The organism is Candidatus Neomarinimicrobiota bacterium (assembly GCA_022560655.1).
Taxonomy (GTDB): domain Bacteria; phylum Fidelibacterota; class Marinisomatia; order SCGC-AAA003-L08; family TS1B11; genus JADFSS01.
In genome coordinates, this window is record JADFSS010000024.1 from 12,747 (window position 1) to 28,653 (window position 15,907).

Sequence of the window (15,907 nt, forward strand, 5' to 3'; positions counted from 1 at the left end):
CACGGCACCGCAACGAACATGTCCACGCCCCACACATCTGAAGCCGTGGTCCTGCGAACCGTCAACTATTCGGACAGTTCACTCATCGTGCGCCTGTTCACTGAACAGTATGGAAAAGTAGCCGTTATGGCTAAGGGAGCGCGACGGTTTAAGCAGGGCACCGTCGGCGTCTTGCAGCCGCCCAACTATATCAACGTCTGGTACCAGCATAAGGAGCGACGGGAGATCCAAACCCTGGTCAAATCGGAATTTGTGGAACGCTACGCGAATCTGGCCGACGATTTGCAGACGAGTGCGGCGGCACTGGTGGCAGTTGAGATGCTGGACCGGGCCGTCCACGAGGCCGACCCCCACCCTATTATCTTCCGCCTGATCACCGCCACCCTTCAACGCCTTAACCAGGGCGGTGGTGATGACGTGGTGGTCCTGCATTTTTATCAGTTGCACCTCGCCCGCCAGCTGGGCTTTGGGCCCCAGATTGCCTTATGTGAGCAGTGTGGGCTCGCGCTCACCAGCGCAACTTTGGATAGCCCTACGGGACGGCTGCTCTGCCATCGGTGTCAAGCTGACGGCGCAACGCCCATCGGCGGGCCAGCCCTCAAACATCTGCGTGATTTGGCGGCTACCCATATCACCAATCTGGATACTCTCAGGCCCAACGACCGCACCAAGAAACAAGTAGGAGACTTTCTCCTCAAACATCTATTCTTTCACGTTGACGGGATGAGCAATTTGAAATCCATAAAATTCTGGCATCAGGTGACCGCCTAATGCCTGGAGCTGCCCACAATCGCCCGCAGGACCTGGAGCTGGGCTCAGGACCCAATGGCTGCTTTCTCATCCACGGCTTTGCCGGCACGACCGAGGATGTCCGCGAGCTGGCCACGTTCCTGGCGAATCACGGCTATCGGGTGTCGGCAAAATTGCTGGCCGGGCACGGCACCTCCATCGAGGAATGCAACCTCGTCCGAGCAGAGGACTGGCTCGAAGAGCTGGAATACCACTTCACCGAATTCCTTCTGGAACAGGAGACAACCTTTGTTATTGGCCTGGAAATGGGCGCAGCCCTAGCGCTTCATCTGGCCGCTCTTTACCCAGTGGCGGGGGTGGTGGCCATCTCTTTAGAACTGGGCGGGCGCAGGGCGCAGCCCAGCTGGCTGCTCTCCTTGTTGGCTCCCTTTACCAGCACAGTTGCCCGTAGCGAGCCAGGCTCGGGACAGGGGTCGCGGCGCACGCCGTTCAACGGCTATGACCGCTATCCTATCAAGGGCCTGAGGGCGATGTTCCGGCTTAATCGTCATGTCCGGGCAGAATTGCACCAGGTCACCGCTCCGACCCTGCTGACGCAGTCCAACGGCTATGGTGGCAAGACCAAGGCAGCTGCCCAACTGGTTCTAAACACCCTTCCCGCCCGACACAAACGACTTAAAATCTATGAAAACGAGAATGCCCACTCGACAAATGGGCCGGGGCAGGCTAAGGTTCAAGCCGATATTCTGGACTTTCTTATGAGCCACACCGCCGCCTGAAACCATGCGCTACCAATTCACCAGTCCGGCCAGTTTCGACCCGCCAGGATGGCGCCGGTCCGGCTCCCTCATTATCCGTCGGCTGGTCATCATAAACGCCGGAATCTGGATCAGCCTCTACCTGCTATATCTGATGGGTGCCCCGGGGCACGTGTCGTTCCCCGCTTATTATGAAAAGCTGTTTTCAATCTTCGGGCTGGTGCCTCGCCTGGTGTGGTCGCGATTCATGATCTGGCAGCCCATTTCCTACATGTTTCTGCACGCAGGGTTCTGGCATGTAGCGCTCAACATGTTTGTGCTCTGGATGTTCGGTTCGGAGCTGGAGCGTGAATGGGGTGGGATGGCCTTCCTGCGGTACTATTTCCTTACGGGCGCCGGCGCAGGCCTGGTCACCGTGCTGTTCAGCCTGGGGTCCTCCACCCCCGTGGTGGGGGCCAGCGGCGCGGTCTACGGAGTCCTGCTGGCATACGGACTGGCCTACCCCGAGCGGGAGCTGCTCATATTCCCCTTCATGATTCCCGTCAAGACAAAATATTTCGTCGCCTTCATGGCCATCATGGCTTTCTTGTTCTCGATCCAGCCGGGGGGGTCTGCCGTTGCACACCTGACACATTTGTCCGGCATGGTGATCGGCTGGATCTACTTGCGGTCCGGCTGGCGGTCAACTTGGTTCCGTATGGGGCAGCGGATTGCCGACCTGCAAGAGGAGCGCCGTGTCCGCCACGATTTTCAGGAGATCCAGGAGGATGATCGGCTGCGGGGGGAGGTAGACCAGATCCTGGACAAGATCAGCACTTCCGGTTACGCCTCACTTTCCAAAGAGGAACAGGATGTTCTTTATCAAGCCAGCATTCGGTTCTCCGATAAGAACGTCCGTAACTGACGCCCACCTGCTTGGCCGGCGGCTGGCCTAGGCTAGCCGGGAATATGGGACACGGCCAGGCGGTCGGCCCGCTCGTTTTCCGGGTGCCCCTGATGACCTCGCACCCATTGGAATCCCACCTCTTGCTCCTCCAGCAGCTTCAGCAGCCGCTGCCATAAGTCCACGTTCAGCACCGGCTGCCCGCGCCCTTTCGCAGCCGCTTTGCGCCAGCCACGGGCCACCCAACCGCTTAACCACCCCTTGTTCACCGCGTCCACCACGTAGCGTGAATCGGAGTAGACCGTCACCCGGCACCGCTGGGTCAGCGCCTCCAGCCCCTTGATCACTGCGGTGAGCTCCATGCGGTTGTTGGTGGTCTGGCTCTCGCCGCCGGCCAGCTCCTTTTCGCTGCCGTGGAACCGTAGGATGGCTCCCCACCCGCCCGGGCCGGGGTTCCCCGAGCAGGCCCCGTCGGTGTATAGGGTGACCGCTGGCAGATGGGTCGTGCCCGTCAACGCCATCAGGAGACCGGGCCTGCGATAGCGGGCTGGTCTGGTGCGGCAATGGGTCGCTTGCGGATGTTAAACCGGTAGCCCAGCCAGATCAGTATGATGCCCACCAGTTCGGTGATGTAGAGAACTTCCGTATGGCCCGCCCTGCTGGAGGCCCCGCCAATGCCGGGCAGGATGGCACCCACCGCGATGAGCAGATTGCCCATGAAACGGTCCTGTGCCAGGGGCGCCCCTGCGCCGCCCGCCAGGGCTTCCCGCCGGAAGCGCCAGGCCGACAGGCCCGCACCTCCAATGAGAAACACCACGGCGTAAGTGTTGATGAGGGGGCTGAAGCGCCGCACCCATTGCCAGCCCAGGGCCGCACCACTGGGCAGATAGGGGTCCACCCCCGCCATGTGGATGGGGCTGAGAATCACGAAGACCGCCGCAACGGTCACCACGGACACCAGTGCCACCGACCACCGCAGGGCCGCCCGCGGCGACAGCAGCAGCCACACCGTACCGGTGGCCAGCGGGGCGCCACCCATGAGAGCCCCCACGATGTACCAGAACTTGAAGATCACCGGGTTCCAGCCCAGCAGGGTGATGTAGCTTTCGGCGAAGGTGCCCATACCGTAGGTGATCACGCCGAAGGTCCACCACAGCAGATGGTTGCCCCGGCGGCCCCGCTGCAGGTAGCGCCGGTAAATGGAGGCTGCGAATAGCACCGTCAGCAGGGTGGTGGCGATGGGCAGGTAGAGGATCAGTGAGCGCTCAGGCATACCTCATCCAACGGTCGGAATGCATGAATCTCATTACGCCACCTCAAACCGGATTGCGGGACCCATTGCTACTCGCCCTGCGCTGCCGGCAGGTCGAACCAGAAACGGCTGCCCTGGCCCACGGTGGAGTCCACCTTGATCTCGGTGTTTAGGGTACGCATGCATTGGGTTACCAGGGCCAGACCCAGACCGGTGCCCCCCGCCTCGCGGCTGCGGGCCTTGTCCACCCGGTGGAACTTCTCGAAGATGCTCTCCAGCTCATGGGCGGGGATGCCCTCGCCGCTGTCGGTCACTTCCAGACGCACCCCGCCGCCGTCCTGCTGGGCAATCTCCAGCCGCACCTCCCCCTCCTCAGTGTGCTGAATGGCGTTGGCCAGCAGGTTGGAGAGGGCGATCCTGAGCACCTCAGCGTTGCCTTGCACGGCGTCAGTCTCTGAGCGGATGGTGAGGGCGATGCCCCGTTCCCGGGCCTGGGGCAGGAAGGTCTCCTCCAGCTCGCTGATCACCGGCCCCAACGACAGGGGGGCCAGCGCCACCGGCTCCTGGTCGAACTCCAGCCGCACCAGCAGCAGCATGTCGGCAAAGAGGTTGTGGATGCGCAGCAGGTTGCGGTGGCCCTTCTGCAGGTACTCCAGCATCTGTTTGGAATGCTCCGAGCCGTCGTCGTGCGCGGCCTGCTCCTCCAGGGCCATTTCCAGGTAGCCCCGGGCCGAGAAGACCGGGTTGCGCACCTCGTGGCTCAGAGCGGCGATAAAATCCTCCTGGGCCTGGTTCAACCGCTGAAGGTCGCTGATGTCCTCCTGGAGTTTGTCGGCCATGGCGGCCACATCGCGAGTCAAGTCGCCGATCTCATCCCTGCGCCGTGATCTGGGCAGGCTGAAAGTCTCCCCCCGGGCCACGTCACGGGCTGCGCCAGCCAGCCGGCGAATGGGGAAGGTAAGACGGTCGGCCACCACCCAACTGATGGCGACTGTAAGCAGCAGCGTCCCTAAAATACCGCCGTAGATAATATACCGCACCCGGGTAAGGGTGGCCTTGATGGCGGCCTCGCTGGCGGTGATGCGTATGTATTGGCGCTCTTGGGTGTTGGCGCCCGGCAGGGGAGCGATGCCGGAGAAGGTGGGAGCGGTCGTATCCGTGATGGCGCCCTCAGCGGCGCGCACCTGCAAGTCGCTGCCCAGCAGCTCAACTTTGTGCCCGGTATAGCGGGCATGGTCTGCCATGATGGTGGGAAACTGGGATTCGTCGGGCTGGTTCACCAGCAGGGTGGCCAGGAAGCGGGCCTGCCGATCCAGATCGTCGCGGGAACTGATGAGCAGATAGTCCCGGACGAACAGGATGGAGTAACTGCTAATGGCCATCACGCCCACAAAGACCAGGCCGAAAAAGGTCAACAACACGCGCAGCCGGATACTCATGGCGGATGCCGGTCAGTCCACCCTTTTTACCCGGTAGCCGACACCGTGGACCGTCTCAATGAGTTCACCGTTAGCGCCGATCTTCTGCCGCAGGTTCTTGATATGGACATCAACGGTGCGCTCGGTAACCACGACGTCATCGCCCCAGACCAGCGTGAGCAGATTGCTACGGGTAAATACCCGGCTGGGATTTTCTGCCAGCGCCAGCAGCAGGGCATACTCCAGTGCCGTGAGGGTGAGCGACCCTTCCAGTCCCCGCACCTCCCGCCGGTCCCGATCAATGGTGAGGTCACCAAACGCCAGCGGTTGGTTGCCCTCAGCCTGCTGGTCGAAGCGGCGCAGAGCGGCCTTGAGCCGGGTGGCGATGAGGCGCGGGCTGGCCGATTTGGAGATGAAGTCGTCCGCACCCACCTCCAGGCCGACGATCTGGTCTAGCTCGCTGTCCCGGGCGGTGAGCAGCAACAACGGCAGCCGCCTCAAACCGGCATCCTGACGAATGGCGCGGCAGAGGGCCAGACCATCCATACCCGGCATCATCACGTCGACGATGGCGGCATCGAAAGGCTGGGCCCTCAGCTGCTCCAGCGCCGCCATGCCATCGGCAACAGAGACTACGTCGTAGCCCTCCCGCGCCAGGTTCAATTGGATCACCTCGCGCACGTCGGCCTCATCGTCCACTACCAGGATGTGCGGTTTCGGTATCAAATGGCTGCCTTCAACCTGCTAGGGGCACTTGGCAAACGGGCCCATCCGATGGCAGCTGTGCAGAATTCCGGCAGCGGCAATTAGGGAAACTCCGGCGGGTGCTGGCGGTGCCAGTCGGTGGCCTCCTGATAGGCCCGAGCGACGGCCAACAGGGTGGCCTCATCGTAAAGTTGCCCCATGAAGGTGATGCTGGTGGGGGCGCCGTCAGCGTCAAATCCGTTAGGCAGCACAACGCAGGGGTGTCCGCTGAGATTGGTGAGCAACAGATTGTCACCGGCAATGGAGGGCGACACGTACACCTCCACCTCCGCCAGCGCCGCGTGCATGGCTTGAATGACCTGCTGGCGGACGCGGTTGGCCTGGATATACTCAACCGCCGGAATAAAGCGCGCGGCACGAAAGACGTTGGGCCAGGCGTTCCTGATCTGCCGCACCAGCTGGTCGTCCCGACCGGAACGGGTGAGCTCATCAAAAGCTGCCGCGGCCTCGGCGCTGAGAATAAAGGCGAGATCGCTGATGGGATAATCGGGCAGCTCCACGGGCACCAGGTGGGCGCCGAGCTCTCGCAGCACCTCCAGGACCGCCTGGTCCATGACCTTGAAGGGGTAGTCCTCCTCGAAGGCGGCGGCCACATAGCCGATGCGCACCTGGCTCAGGTCCACTCGGTAGTCGTAGTTAAAGGGCAGGTCCACCACCGTCTGATCGCGGCCGTCAGGTCCGCGGATGGCGTCAAACACCAGGGCGCAGTCCTCCACCGTGCGGCAGAGGGGACCCAGTTTGTCCATGGACCAGCTGAGGGTCATGGCGCCGGCCCGACTCACCCGGCCAAAGGTGGGTCTGAGGCCGGTGACGCCGCAGCGGGTGGCCGGCGATACAATGGAGCCCCAAGTCTCCGAGCCAATGGCAAACGGGACCAGCCCTGCTGCCGTGGCCGCCGCCGGTCCCGCCGACGAGCCTCTGGAGCCCTGCTCCAGGTTCCAGGGATTGCGGGTCTTGCCGCCGAACCAGACGTCGCCCCAGGCCAGTGCCCCCAGCGTCAGCTTTGCCACCAGCACGGCGCCGGCTTCCTCCAGCCGCGTGACAACGGTTGCAGTCTCCTCCAGCACCTGGTTTTTATATGGCATGGCCCCCCAAGTGGTGGGGTAGCCCTTCACAGCCAGCAGATCCTTGGCGCCGTACGGAATCCCGTGCAGTGGGCCGCGATAATTGCCGGCGGCGATTTCCTCGTCGGCCCGTCGGGCCTGCTTCAGGGCCAGCTCCTCTGTGAGGGTGATCACGGCCTCCAGGCGCGGACCATCACGCTTTAGGCGGGTCAGGTACATGGTGGTGAGTTGCGTGGATGTGATGCGCCGGGTGCGGATGAGCTCCCCCAACTGCGCCACGGAATAGTAGGCCAATGCTTCCAGATTCTCTGGCACCGCAACCTGAACCGACGGCGAAGTGACCAGTGGGCGCTGGTCGGTTTCGAATGTTGCGCCCAGTGGCACCGGGTTAAAGAACAGGGCCGGAGGGACGCCATTGCCCAGGCTTAGTCCGCGCAAACTCTCGTAACTGGACTGCAACTCGCCGAGGTCCTTGAGCAGCGAGTCGCGTTCCGTCTTGCTGAAACTGAGGCCCGTGATACGCTCGGCCGCAGCCACGTGCTTGCGCCTGATATGGGTCCCGCCCCTGGATTTGACCTGCGCAAGTGCTGTCGCGGCAAAGATCAGTGCCGCCAGGAGAGTCAGCGTGGTGATACGGCCTCGGGACATTGTATTTCTCCTTTCGATGCGACGAACAGACTGATGGTAATAGCGCGACTTCAAAACTTAATGGCGAGAGGCAAAATTGCACAGCGGATTTGTGCCCAGTTCTGTCCCGAGAACCCGGTTCGTGCAAACGAGTAACATGCCGCCGCCAGTATCACTCCCGCAGCCGACCACTGGCGATCCGCAAGGCAGGCTGTTTTGATGAGGCGCCATCCCAGGCCTGCCGCAGTTCCACTTACCCAACCCTGTATCCTACTCTTCCCTTCCACTTCCTCCCCGCCGCCGATAAATTCCCACGCACCGGTTTTTGGAACTCGCATTCAAGCCGGTAAATTATGCCCATTGCCACATCCCGCTTCGAGGAGCCGTTCCAGAATGACTGGGATCGCTACGTCCGGAAATCGAATAACGGCACCTTATTTCACCTGCGGCAATTCCTGGGCTATCATCCCGAGGGCCGTTTCGAGGATCATTCACTGCTCTTCACCGGGTCCAAAGGCCTGCTGGCTGTTTTCCCCGCAGCCGTGCAGGAGACCGACGGCACGCGGCAGCTGGTATCACATCCCGGTGCTTCGTACGGCGGGCTGGTGACCCCCATCGGCCTGTCCTTTCAGAACAGCTTCGAACTCGCCGCAAGTCTGGTAGGCTACGCCCGGAGCAATGGGTTTGACGGCATCACCCTGACCCTGCCGCCCACGATCTATAACCGCCGTCTGTCCAACTACGTGGACTTCGCGCTGCTGCAACACAACTTCGTCTACACCCGGCGGGAGATCTCCAGCATCCTTTACCTGGAGCCGTCCCCGGAGGACAACCTGGCCAAGTTCACCGATGCGTCCCGGCGGGCGGTTAAGAAGGCCCGGGAGTCGGGTGTGGTGGTGCGCTTCAGCGACGATGCGGCCACATTTTACAATATCTTGTTACACAATCTTGAACGCCGCCATAACGTGAAACCGGCCCATTCATTGGAGGAACTCGTCCGTCTGATGGGATTGTTTCCCGACGAGATTCACCTGCTGGCGGCCTACCTGGGCAACCGCATGATCGCCGGCATCACCATCTTCGATGCCAATCCCGATGTCACGCTTGCATTCTACATCAGCCACGACGAGACCTACCAGGAGTATCGGGCCGTGAATCTGCTGGTCTACGAGCTGATCAAGTGGGCCGCGCAGAGGGGCTTTCGCTACCTCGATTTCGGCATCTTCACTGTCAATATGGATCCTAACCTCGGTCTGGCTCGTTTCAAGGAGAGCTTTGGCGCCAGCGGGATGTTTCGCGATACCCTGACCATTGATCTGAATGCCGGTGCCTAGCATCCGCTGGCTGCCGGGCTGGGCACAATGTCCGCCAAACCGGCCAGCAGGTTCTGATGTCCGAGGTTAGTCCATCCGCCGATGAAATGCCACTGCCGCCCACCAGCGGGAAGCCCATGACAGGCAGCTCCATGCGGGCCGATATCTTCCACCTGGGACGACAGTCTGCAGCCTACGTCATTGGTCACCTGGCCACACGGGCGGTCTCGTTCCTGCTGCTGCCACTGTATACCAATGTACTGGCACCAGGGGACTTGGGCATCCTGTCCCTGACGTTTGCCTTCACCGGATTCGGCATGATTGTCTACAATATGGGGCTGGACTCGGCGCTGATGCGCTACTACGTAGGCGAATCGCCCGATCGGCAGCGGGAAGTCCTGACCTCTGTTTACCTGACCTTGCTGATGATAGGCCTGGCCCTGACCGTGCTCCTCTTTGGGTTTCGGCGGCAGCTGGCGGCGGCCATATTGGGCAGTTACAACGCGGACTGGATCGCCATCCTTGCGGCCATCATGTTTCTGGACACGCTCTGGACCATCCCCATGCACCTGTACCGGGCCCACGGACGGCCCGCGCCATACGTTAGCCTCAGCCTGTTGAATGTCTCTATCACGATGGGACTGAACATCCTGCTGGTGGCGCATTATGGTATGGGGGTGGAAGGAGCCCTGCTGTCCAACCTGGCGGCTTCCGGCGTACTGTTTATGTTCACATTCCCCGGTGCGCTGCGACGGATGTGGCCGCTGCGTTTCTCGCCCGCCATCTTGCGGAGCCTGCTGGCGTTCGGCCTCCCGCTGATGGTGGCGGGGTTATTCACCATGACCATTGAGCTGGCAGACCGTTACCTGCTGCGCTGGCTGACCGACATTGAGACAGTGGGGCTGTACTCAACGGGCTACAAGCTGGGACTGCTGATGCTTATCCTGGTGATGGGCTTCAATATGGGCTGGCAGCCTTTTTTCCTGAAACGCGGGATAGAAGCAGGAGCCCAGCCGGTTTTTGCTCGAATTACCACCTACATGGTGGTGGCCATGGGAACCCTGCTCCTTGCCATCGGTGCCTGGATCGACGATCTGGTTCGACTGCCACTTGGTTCCATTACACTCGTTGGATCGGAGTACTGGTCGGCAACCGGGATCGTACCGGTGGTCATGCTAGGGTATTTGCTGTTCGGACTCTACGTCCTGCAGCTACCTGGAATCCACCTGACGGCACGGACCAGGTGGGTGATGCTATTCCGAGGCAGCGGGGCGCTTACCAACATCATCTGCAATCTACTGCTCATTCCCATATGGGGTGCCATGGGGGCAGCCCTAGCCACTTGCATTACATTCGCGGTCATGGCCCTGATTACATTTCTGATCACCAGGCGCTTTTACCCGGTCGCATACGAATGGGGCCGACTGGTCAGGATCTTCAGCCTGCTAGCGCTCGGCATAGCCGGTTTATATATCTTCCCGTCCAATCTGTGGCGTAACCTGGCCCTCACCTTCCTTATCCCTGTCGGACTGGGGATCAGTGGGGCGGCAAACCCTGACGAGCGCCGGAACCTCCTTCGGCTGTTCAGGCGGCCATGAAGATTCTGGTTGCTACCGCCGGCCACCGGCCTGACGATGATCGCATCTACTACAAAGAAATCGTAACCCTGCTCGCAGCCGGTCACGAGGTCACCCTCGTCACGCGCGCCCAACAGCCGTTCGATCCGGGGAAGGCCGGCTTCAGCCATGTGGATTTCGTCCCTGGCCGCCTCGGGAGCTTTGGTCGCGCGGTGGAAGAATTGGCTGCCGTGTGGCGGCCCGACATCATGATGATCCACGAGTTCGAGTTACTGCTGGCGGGGTCGCGCATCAGGAAGAAATGGGGCACCCCTCTGGTCTACGACGTTCACGAAGCGCACCTCGAGTTGTGGGATCTGCTATCCTCACGGCGCTATCCTGTCAAGCAGATCATCAATTGGGGGTTGTACCGGTTTGAGCGCAGCTTGCTCAAAAATGTGGATCGTGTCCTTACCGTCAGCCCTCCGCTTAAGACACGTTATGAGCGCTGGGGTAGGCCGACAACACTTGTTCCTAACTTCCCCCGCCTTGGTATAAGGATCCCATCGAAACCAAGGGAGCCGGTGGTAATATATGCGGGCCAGCTTTCCATCGAACGCGGCTTGATGCAACTGATTCAGGCATTTGTCGGTGTGCTTGATGAAAGACCTGATGCCAGATTAGAGCTGATCGGCCCCGAGCGGCTCCCGGGCCTGCACGAAAAGCTCAGAACCGATGTGGTGAAAATGGGCCTGGAAAAGAGCGTTACCATCGAGGGAGAAGTTTCCCAGGCGGCCATTCTGCAGCGCCTCACTGAGGTCCAGGTGGGAGTCATTCCCTTCATTGATCACCCTGTTTTTCACATTGCCATACCCATCAAGCTATTTGAGTATATGCTGTGCGGTTGTGCCGTCGTGACCAGCGACCTAAAGATGATTCGCCAGTATGCTGGGGAAGCTGCTGTGTTCGTGCCACCAGGCGATGTTGACGGCCTTCGGCAGATGCTGATAAGCCTGCTGCGTGACGATACCCGGCGGGAAGATCTGGCCCGACGCGGACGCGAGTTGGTGGAAACCCGCTATAATTGGCAACAGGTAGAATCTGCCCTGCTGAACACCCTGGAAGCCCTGGGATGAAAATCCTTTACATCTCTCCCGAGAATACCGTGGGGACCCTGGGTTTGTGGCAACGTATTCACCGCGACAGGGGTCATGAGTGCCGCACCATCACCTATTTCCCATCCGCCGCCGGCTTTCCTGATGATATCTGTCTCAACCTGCCGCTGATCAGAGCCTCGCCTCGGTACATCCGCTTCCGGAACTGGATCTATCTTCACACCAGAGGCCCCCTGGGCGATGAGACCACCGTGCCGGGCAATCCCCCGGTGTGGCGGCCAGGGGGGCTGGCCGAGCGGGCCTACTTCGCTTTCCGAGATTGGCTCTGGCGCCGGCGGGTGGAGCCCGCCATCCGGCGTTACGGACTGCTGGACTTCGATGTTTACCACCTCGAATGGGGGCTGGAGTTTTATCGCAACGGCAACTTCGTGGAGCGCCTGAGCCGGCGGAATAAACCCATCCTGGCGACCTATCATGGACAGGACCTCCGCAACCGGGGGGTCATTCCCGCCGTGGACAGCCGAGTTTGGCTGAATTTCAGCAGCGAATATGACCTTCTTCCCCGGCTTCCGAACATGCATTACCTCTTTCTACCCTACGACGTCAAGGCGGTCCAACCGCATGCCGGTCTGCATAGCCCCGTCACCCTTTGCCATGCCACACAACGCCGGTACGTGAAAGGGTCTGACGCCATCATCGCCGCCTGCCGCAGCCTGGAAATGAGCCACGGCATCCGCTTCATCCTTATTGAAAACCGCCCCCACCATGAAGCCATGGCCCTGAAGCGCCAGGCCGATATATACATCGACCAACTGGCGGACGTGGCCCCGGGCTACGGCATGAATTCCATTGAAGCCATGGCCCTGGGACTGGCCTGCTGCACCCGCATGAACCCGGACTACCAGGCGTTTATGCCGGATCACCCGTTTGTAAATATTGACCCCGACAACATTCTTAAGAAGCTCACCGGGCTGGTGGAGAATACCCAGCTGATTCGGGAGCGGGGGCGGGCGGCCCGCCTCTGGGCCGAGACCCACCATGACCTGCAGGCCGTGGGCGATCAACTCTATGAGGAGTACCACCAGTTGGGAATTATGGACGCGTGAAAGACCTTTCACCTACGCCCAGCGTGAGTATCATCGCCCCGATCTTCAACGGCGGCGTTCATTATCCCGCCTGCTTCCGCTCGCTTTGCAACCTGGCCTATCCTCCCGAGCGACTGGAGGTCCACATCGTCAACGATGGCTCACTCGATGGCACACGGGAATTCCTGGAGGCCCAGGACCCGCCTGAGTTCATGCACATCCACCACCTGCCGCAGAACGGCGGCCTGGGCGCCGCCCGCAATCACGGCTTGGAGCAGGCCGCCGGGGAGGTGGTAATCCTTCTCGATGGCGACATGGAAGTGGCGACCGATTTTGTGGCGGCTCATGTGGCCGAGCTGGCCAAGCCGGGGCGGGAGGCGGTGGTGGGACGCATAGAGCCGGCCCACTGGGTGCCCCGCTCGAAACTGAATCGCTACCTATATGATTATCGTCGCAGGGGTGCGCGTCAGTTTGGGAAGCACCAACCAGTGGGCTTTCAGTACCTGCTATCCAGCAATACGGCCTTCAGCCGGGCGGCCATCGAAGCGGCAGGAGGCCGCTATGAGCCCTTTACCCACTATGGCGGTGAGGAGACTACTTTTGCCTACAATGTCGCTCGGAAGTTTCCCAACGGCATTTTTTACAGCGAGAAACCGTTGGCCCGCCATCAGGCCAATGATTCGTTGAGTGCATTCCTAGGCAAGATGCGGGAATACGGCTACCACAACCTGCCACAGATTATCAGCCGCCACCCTGAAATTGCCACCCCCCTGGCGGCCGATTTCGCCTGGCCCCTGCCGGGAGCCTATTTCCGCCGCCGCCGCCGCCTGGGCCGGCTGCTCTTTAACACGGCCACCAGCGCCCTGGCGCGGGCTGGCCTCGCGCTGGCGCCCCCGACCCTTGGCAATGCCCTGGTCCGCTTCCTTACCGTGGGCAGCGTGGTGCGCGGTCTCCGCCGCTACGTGCGAGAGAACTTCCCGGACGCATCGAACACACCTGCCACTGCCAACGACCGACAGCGCCCGGGTCCGGCCTGATGGACCAGCGCGCGGTTGTGGAGCCGGGCTGCTTCGCCGCCATCGACCTGGGCACCAATACCTGCCTGCTGCTGGTAGCCCGGTGGGACGGGGCGGAACTGACGCCCCTGGCACAGGAGCTCCGCGTGGTCCGGCTGGGTGAAGGCGTGGCCGCAAGCGGTCGGCTGACCGAGCAAGCCATGACCCGGGCCGAGACCGCCTTCCGGGACTACCGCAAGATTATCGCTGCCCACGGCTGCCGTGAGGTGCGTTGCGTGGCCACCAGCGCGTATCGGGAGGCCACCAACGCCGCCGAGCTGGGCACCCGCATCTTGCGCACCAGCGGCTACAGGCTGACCGCCATCAGTGGAGCGGAGGAGGCTGCGCTGGTGAAAGCTGCCGTGGAGCACGCCTTTCCCTGGGAAGCCGGGAGCCGGGTGATCGTCGATGTGGGGGGCGGCAGCACAGAGGTGATCCTGCAGCAGCCCGCCGGCGCCTCACGGGTGGAAAGCCTGTCGCTGGGCAGCGTCCGGCTCACCGAGGACTGGCTCCCCAGCGATCCTCCAACACCCCTCGAATTGGACTCGGCAGAGGAGCATATCCGGAGCGTGCTGGACAGTAGCCAGACCCTGCATCCCGCGGACGACATGATTGGCGTGGGCGGCACCGCCACGACCTTTGTGGCGATGCACCAGCAGCTGGACGCCTACGATCACGCCAGAATCCACGGGGCTACGCTAGAGCTGCGCACGTTGCGGCAGATAATGGAACTCTCCGCAGCCCTGACCTTCGAGGAGCGTCAGGCCCTGCCGGGCCTCCACCCCGGCCGAGCCGACATCATCATCGCCGGGGGACTCATTCTGGCGGCCATCATGGAGCGCACCGGCCTACGTAGGTTGAGGGTAAGCGATCACGGCGTGCGCTGGGGCCTGGTTCTGGAGATGGTGAGTGGCCGCGGACAACAACAATAACGGCGAACCGATAGCACCTGCATTGCCCGTTTTCTTACGAAGGAACTATCTTTACCATCGAATCGTTGATCGAGCAAAGGCCCCCGGGCCAAACAGCAAGAGAGACACAGCATATTGATGATTCCACCGTTCAGGCATGCAACCGCGCTGATGCTGCTGACGCTTTTCACATTGTCAGGTGGAAGAGCGCTACTTGCTGCGCCCCCTCCCATCGTTAGCCCCACCCCCGAAACCGCCGCCGTAAACATTCGCGACATCAAAGCCATCAACCTGGATGGCAGCGCGTTTGACGGGGCAGAACTGGCAGGAAAAATTGTCCTGCTCGATTTTTGGGCCGTGTGGTGCGCCCCCTGCATCGTGGCGGTCCCAACCCTTGAGTCTCTGGCTGACGAGCTGCGGGAGGACAATTTTGAGGTGCTGGGAATCGCCGTTTATTCGGGTACGGTTGAGGATGTGCGAGAATCGGTGACCAGACATGATATTGACTACAAGGTGGTGCTGGGCGATCCGGCTCTCGTGACGCAGTTTGGCGTCATCGGCTTCCCCACCTACCTGCTGATGGCGCCCGATGGCAACATCTACAAGAAATATGTGGGCGCCGCGGCCGATCTGCGGTCAAAAATCAAGGCGGATATCCTGACGCTGGCCAGTGGGTTTAGCGCAAAAATGCAACCTGGAGGAAATCCGTAATCGTGGCACAAAGATGGGTCAAGGTGATGGCCATGACCATTGTCGCTCTGGCTACCACTGGCTACGCCCTGGAAGTGGCCGGCAAAGATCTCTCTACGAATGGCGCAATGGTGGTGGACTACCTGGTCAAGGATTGGAAAAAGCGTTTCCGCTCCACCAGCATACCGCTGGCCATGAGCAACCTGGGCATCATGCCCGATGATGACCTGCGACTGGAGATTGTAAACCACTTTCGCGACAACCCCAGGGTGGCCCGCAACGTCAGGTATTGGGGTGCCAACAACTATCTGCTTAACCATGACGAGAAGCTCATCGCCAAATACCTGCTGAACACTTATCGGGACGAGGAGCGGCTTCCTGACTTGAAGGAGTTGCACGAGCAGGTGGGGCTGAGCGCTAGTGCGCTCAAGCAGCGGCTGGCCTTCATGGCCCGCGGCGAGTTTCTGATAGCGGCTCCAGACGAAGACCTGGGCTATGCGCTGGCAAACGGAGCCGAGATGTGGGGCGGTCCGCTACGCCATAACTTTCACACGGTGACCGTAGAAGGGGAAAAGCCCTTCGATGTATGGTGAGCAGTGGACTTCTTGCTGTTGGTCAACAGCAGTGCTTACGCCGGCAAGAGCATCAAAATCGACGACTCCTGC

General features: G+C 61.1%; 16 protein-coding genes. 11 read left to right on the forward strand and 5 right to left on the reverse strand.

Annotated features, from left to right (window positions below; genetic code table 11):
- Positions 1 to 18 precede the first annotated feature (18 nt).
- Genes recO through IH971_05330 form a run of 3 tightly spaced genes read left to right on the forward strand, consistent with a single transcriptional unit; the run spans position 19 to position 2,412 of the window.
- A complete protein-coding gene (gene recO / locus IH971_05320) occupies positions 19 to 771 on the forward strand; it encodes a DNA repair protein RecO (protein ID MCH7497254.1) in 753 nt (250 codons plus the stop codon).
- On the forward strand, positions 771 to 1,529 hold the full coding sequence (locus tag IH971_05325; GenBank protein MCH7497255.1) for an alpha/beta hydrolase: 759 nt from the start codon (positions 771 to 773) through the stop codon (positions 1,527 to 1,529). Before recO ends, IH971_05325 begins: the two co-directional genes overlap by 1 nt.
- A gap of 4 nt (positions 1,530 to 1,533) precedes the next feature.
- Positions 1,534 to 2,412 carry a rhomboid family intramembrane serine protease gene (locus tag IH971_05330; GenBank protein MCH7497256.1) on the forward strand — a complete coding sequence of 293 codons (879 nt, stop codon included), beginning with the start codon at positions 1,534 to 1,536 and terminating at the stop codon, positions 2,410 to 2,412.
- 32 nt (positions 2,413 to 2,444) lie between these two features.
- Here IH971_05330 and rnhA read toward each other — a convergent pair whose 3' ends face one another.
- From rnhA to IH971_05355, 5 genes are all read right to left on the reverse strand, one after another.
- Positions 2,445 to 2,912 carry a ribonuclease HI gene (gene rnhA, locus IH971_05335; protein MCH7497257.1) on the reverse strand — a complete coding sequence of 156 codons (468 nt, stop codon included), beginning with the start codon at positions 2,910 to 2,912 and terminating at the stop codon, positions 2,445 to 2,447.
- The gene (locus IH971_05340) at positions 2,912 to 3,664 is read right to left on the reverse strand and encodes a hypothetical protein (GenBank protein MCH7497258.1); all 753 of its coding nucleotides are present in this window, start codon (positions 3,662 to 3,664) and stop codon (positions 2,912 to 2,914) included. The genes rnhA and IH971_05340 overlap by 1 nt, the downstream gene beginning before the upstream one ends.
- Before the next feature lie 68 nt (positions 3,665 to 3,732).
- On the reverse strand, positions 3,733 to 5,082 hold the full coding sequence (locus IH971_05345) for a HAMP domain-containing protein (protein ID MCH7497259.1): 1,350 nt from the start codon (positions 5,080 to 5,082) through the stop codon (positions 3,733 to 3,735).
- A gap of 12 nt (positions 5,083 to 5,094) precedes the next feature.
- Entirely contained in the window at positions 5,095 to 5,787 is a 693-nt protein-coding gene (locus IH971_05350) for a response regulator transcription factor (GenBank protein MCH7497260.1), read from the reverse strand.
- An 80-nt stretch (positions 5,788 to 5,867) separates the two neighbouring features.
- A complete protein-coding gene (locus IH971_05355) occupies positions 5,868 to 7,538 on the reverse strand; it encodes an amidase (protein MCH7497261.1) in 1,671 nt (556 codons plus the stop codon).
- A 332-nt stretch (positions 7,539 to 7,870) separates the two neighbouring features.
- Here IH971_05355 and IH971_05360 point away from each other — a divergent pair, with 332 nt between their 5' ends.
- The 8 genes from IH971_05360 (at position 7,871) to IH971_05395 (ending at position 15,835) form a co-directional block, all read left to right on the forward strand.
- A complete protein-coding gene (locus IH971_05360; protein MCH7497262.1) occupies positions 7,871 to 8,851 on the forward strand; it encodes a GNAT family N-acetyltransferase in 981 nt (326 codons plus the stop codon).
- Between the two features lie 56 nt (positions 8,852 to 8,907).
- The gene (locus IH971_05365; GenBank protein ID MCH7497263.1) at positions 8,908 to 10,428 is read left to right on the forward strand and encodes an oligosaccharide flippase family protein; all 1,521 of its coding nucleotides are present in this window, start codon (positions 8,908 to 8,910) and stop codon (positions 10,426 to 10,428) included.
- Complete coding sequence (locus IH971_05370; GenBank protein MCH7497264.1) at positions 10,425 to 11,522, forward strand: glycosyltransferase family 4 protein; 1,098 nt, start codon at positions 10,425 to 10,427, stop codon at positions 11,520 to 11,522. The genes IH971_05365 and IH971_05370 overlap by 4 nt, the downstream gene beginning before the upstream one ends.
- Positions 11,519 to 12,607 (forward strand): hypothetical protein, encoded by a 1,089-nt coding sequence (locus IH971_05375; GenBank protein ID MCH7497265.1) that lies wholly within the window; start codon positions 11,519 to 11,521, stop codon positions 12,605 to 12,607. The genes IH971_05370 and IH971_05375 overlap by 4 nt, the downstream gene beginning before the upstream one ends.
- Complete coding sequence (locus IH971_05380) at positions 12,604 to 13,623, forward strand: glycosyltransferase family 2 protein (protein ID MCH7497266.1); 1,020 nt, start codon at positions 12,604 to 12,606, stop codon at positions 13,621 to 13,623. The genes IH971_05375 and IH971_05380 overlap by 4 nt, the downstream gene beginning before the upstream one ends.
- Positions 13,623 to 14,573, forward strand: a complete 951-nt coding sequence (locus tag IH971_05385; GenBank protein ID MCH7497267.1) for a Ppx/GppA family phosphatase — start codon at positions 13,623 to 13,625, stop codon at positions 14,571 to 14,573. The genes IH971_05380 and IH971_05385 overlap by 1 nt, the downstream gene beginning before the upstream one ends.
- 150 nt (positions 14,574 to 14,723) lie before the next feature.
- Positions 14,724 to 15,263, forward strand: coding sequence for a TlpA family protein disulfide reductase (locus tag IH971_05390; protein ID MCH7497268.1), 540 nt, complete (start codon positions 14,724 to 14,726; stop codon positions 15,261 to 15,263).
- 2 nt (positions 15,264 to 15,265) lie between these two features.
- On the forward strand, positions 15,266 to 15,835 hold the full coding sequence (locus IH971_05395; GenBank protein MCH7497269.1) for a hypothetical protein: 570 nt from the start codon (positions 15,266 to 15,268) through the stop codon (positions 15,833 to 15,835).
- Positions 15,836 to 15,907 lie beyond the last annotated feature (72 nt).

Coding starts and splice junctions, on each gene's coding strand:
- IH971_05360 (MCH7497262.1), top strand. CDS start 7,871: ATGCCCATTGCCACATCCCGCTTCGAGGAGCCGTTCCAGAATGACTGG.
- IH971_05385 (MCH7497267.1), top strand. CDS start 13,623: ATGGACCAGCGCGCGGTTGTGGAGCCGGGCTGCTTCGCCGCCATCGAC.
- IH971_05345 (MCH7497259.1), bottom strand. CDS start 5,082: ATGAGTATCCGGCTGCGCGTGTTGTTGACCTTTTTCGGCCTGGTCTTT.
- IH971_05325 (MCH7497255.1), top strand. CDS start 771: ATGCCTGGAGCTGCCCACAATCGCCCGCAGGACCTGGAGCTGGGCTCA.
- IH971_05340 (MCH7497258.1), bottom strand. CDS start 3,664: ATGCCTGAGCGCTCACTGATCCTCTACCTGCCCATCGCCACCACCCTG.
- IH971_05355 (MCH7497261.1), bottom strand. CDS start 7,538: ATGTCCCGAGGCCGTATCACCACGCTGACTCTCCTGGCGGCACTGATC.
- IH971_05330 (MCH7497256.1), top strand. CDS start 1,534: ATGCGCTACCAATTCACCAGTCCGGCCAGTTTCGACCCGCCAGGATGG.
- IH971_05365 (MCH7497263.1), top strand. CDS start 8,908: ATGTCCGAGGTTAGTCCATCCGCCGATGAAATGCCACTGCCGCCCACC.
- IH971_05370 (MCH7497264.1), top strand. CDS start 10,425: ATGAAGATTCTGGTTGCTACCGCCGGCCACCGGCCTGACGATGATCGC.
- IH971_05390 (MCH7497268.1), top strand. CDS start 14,724: ATGCTGCTGACGCTTTTCACATTGTCAGGTGGAAGAGCGCTACTTGCT.
- IH971_05375 (MCH7497265.1), top strand. CDS start 11,519: ATGAAAATCCTTTACATCTCTCCCGAGAATACCGTGGGGACCCTGGGT.
- recO (MCH7497254.1), top strand. CDS start 19: ATGTCCACGCCCCACACATCTGAAGCCGTGGTCCTGCGAACCGTCAAC.
- rnhA (MCH7497257.1), bottom strand. CDS start 2,912: ATGGCGTTGACGGGCACGACCCATCTGCCAGCGGTCACCCTATACACC.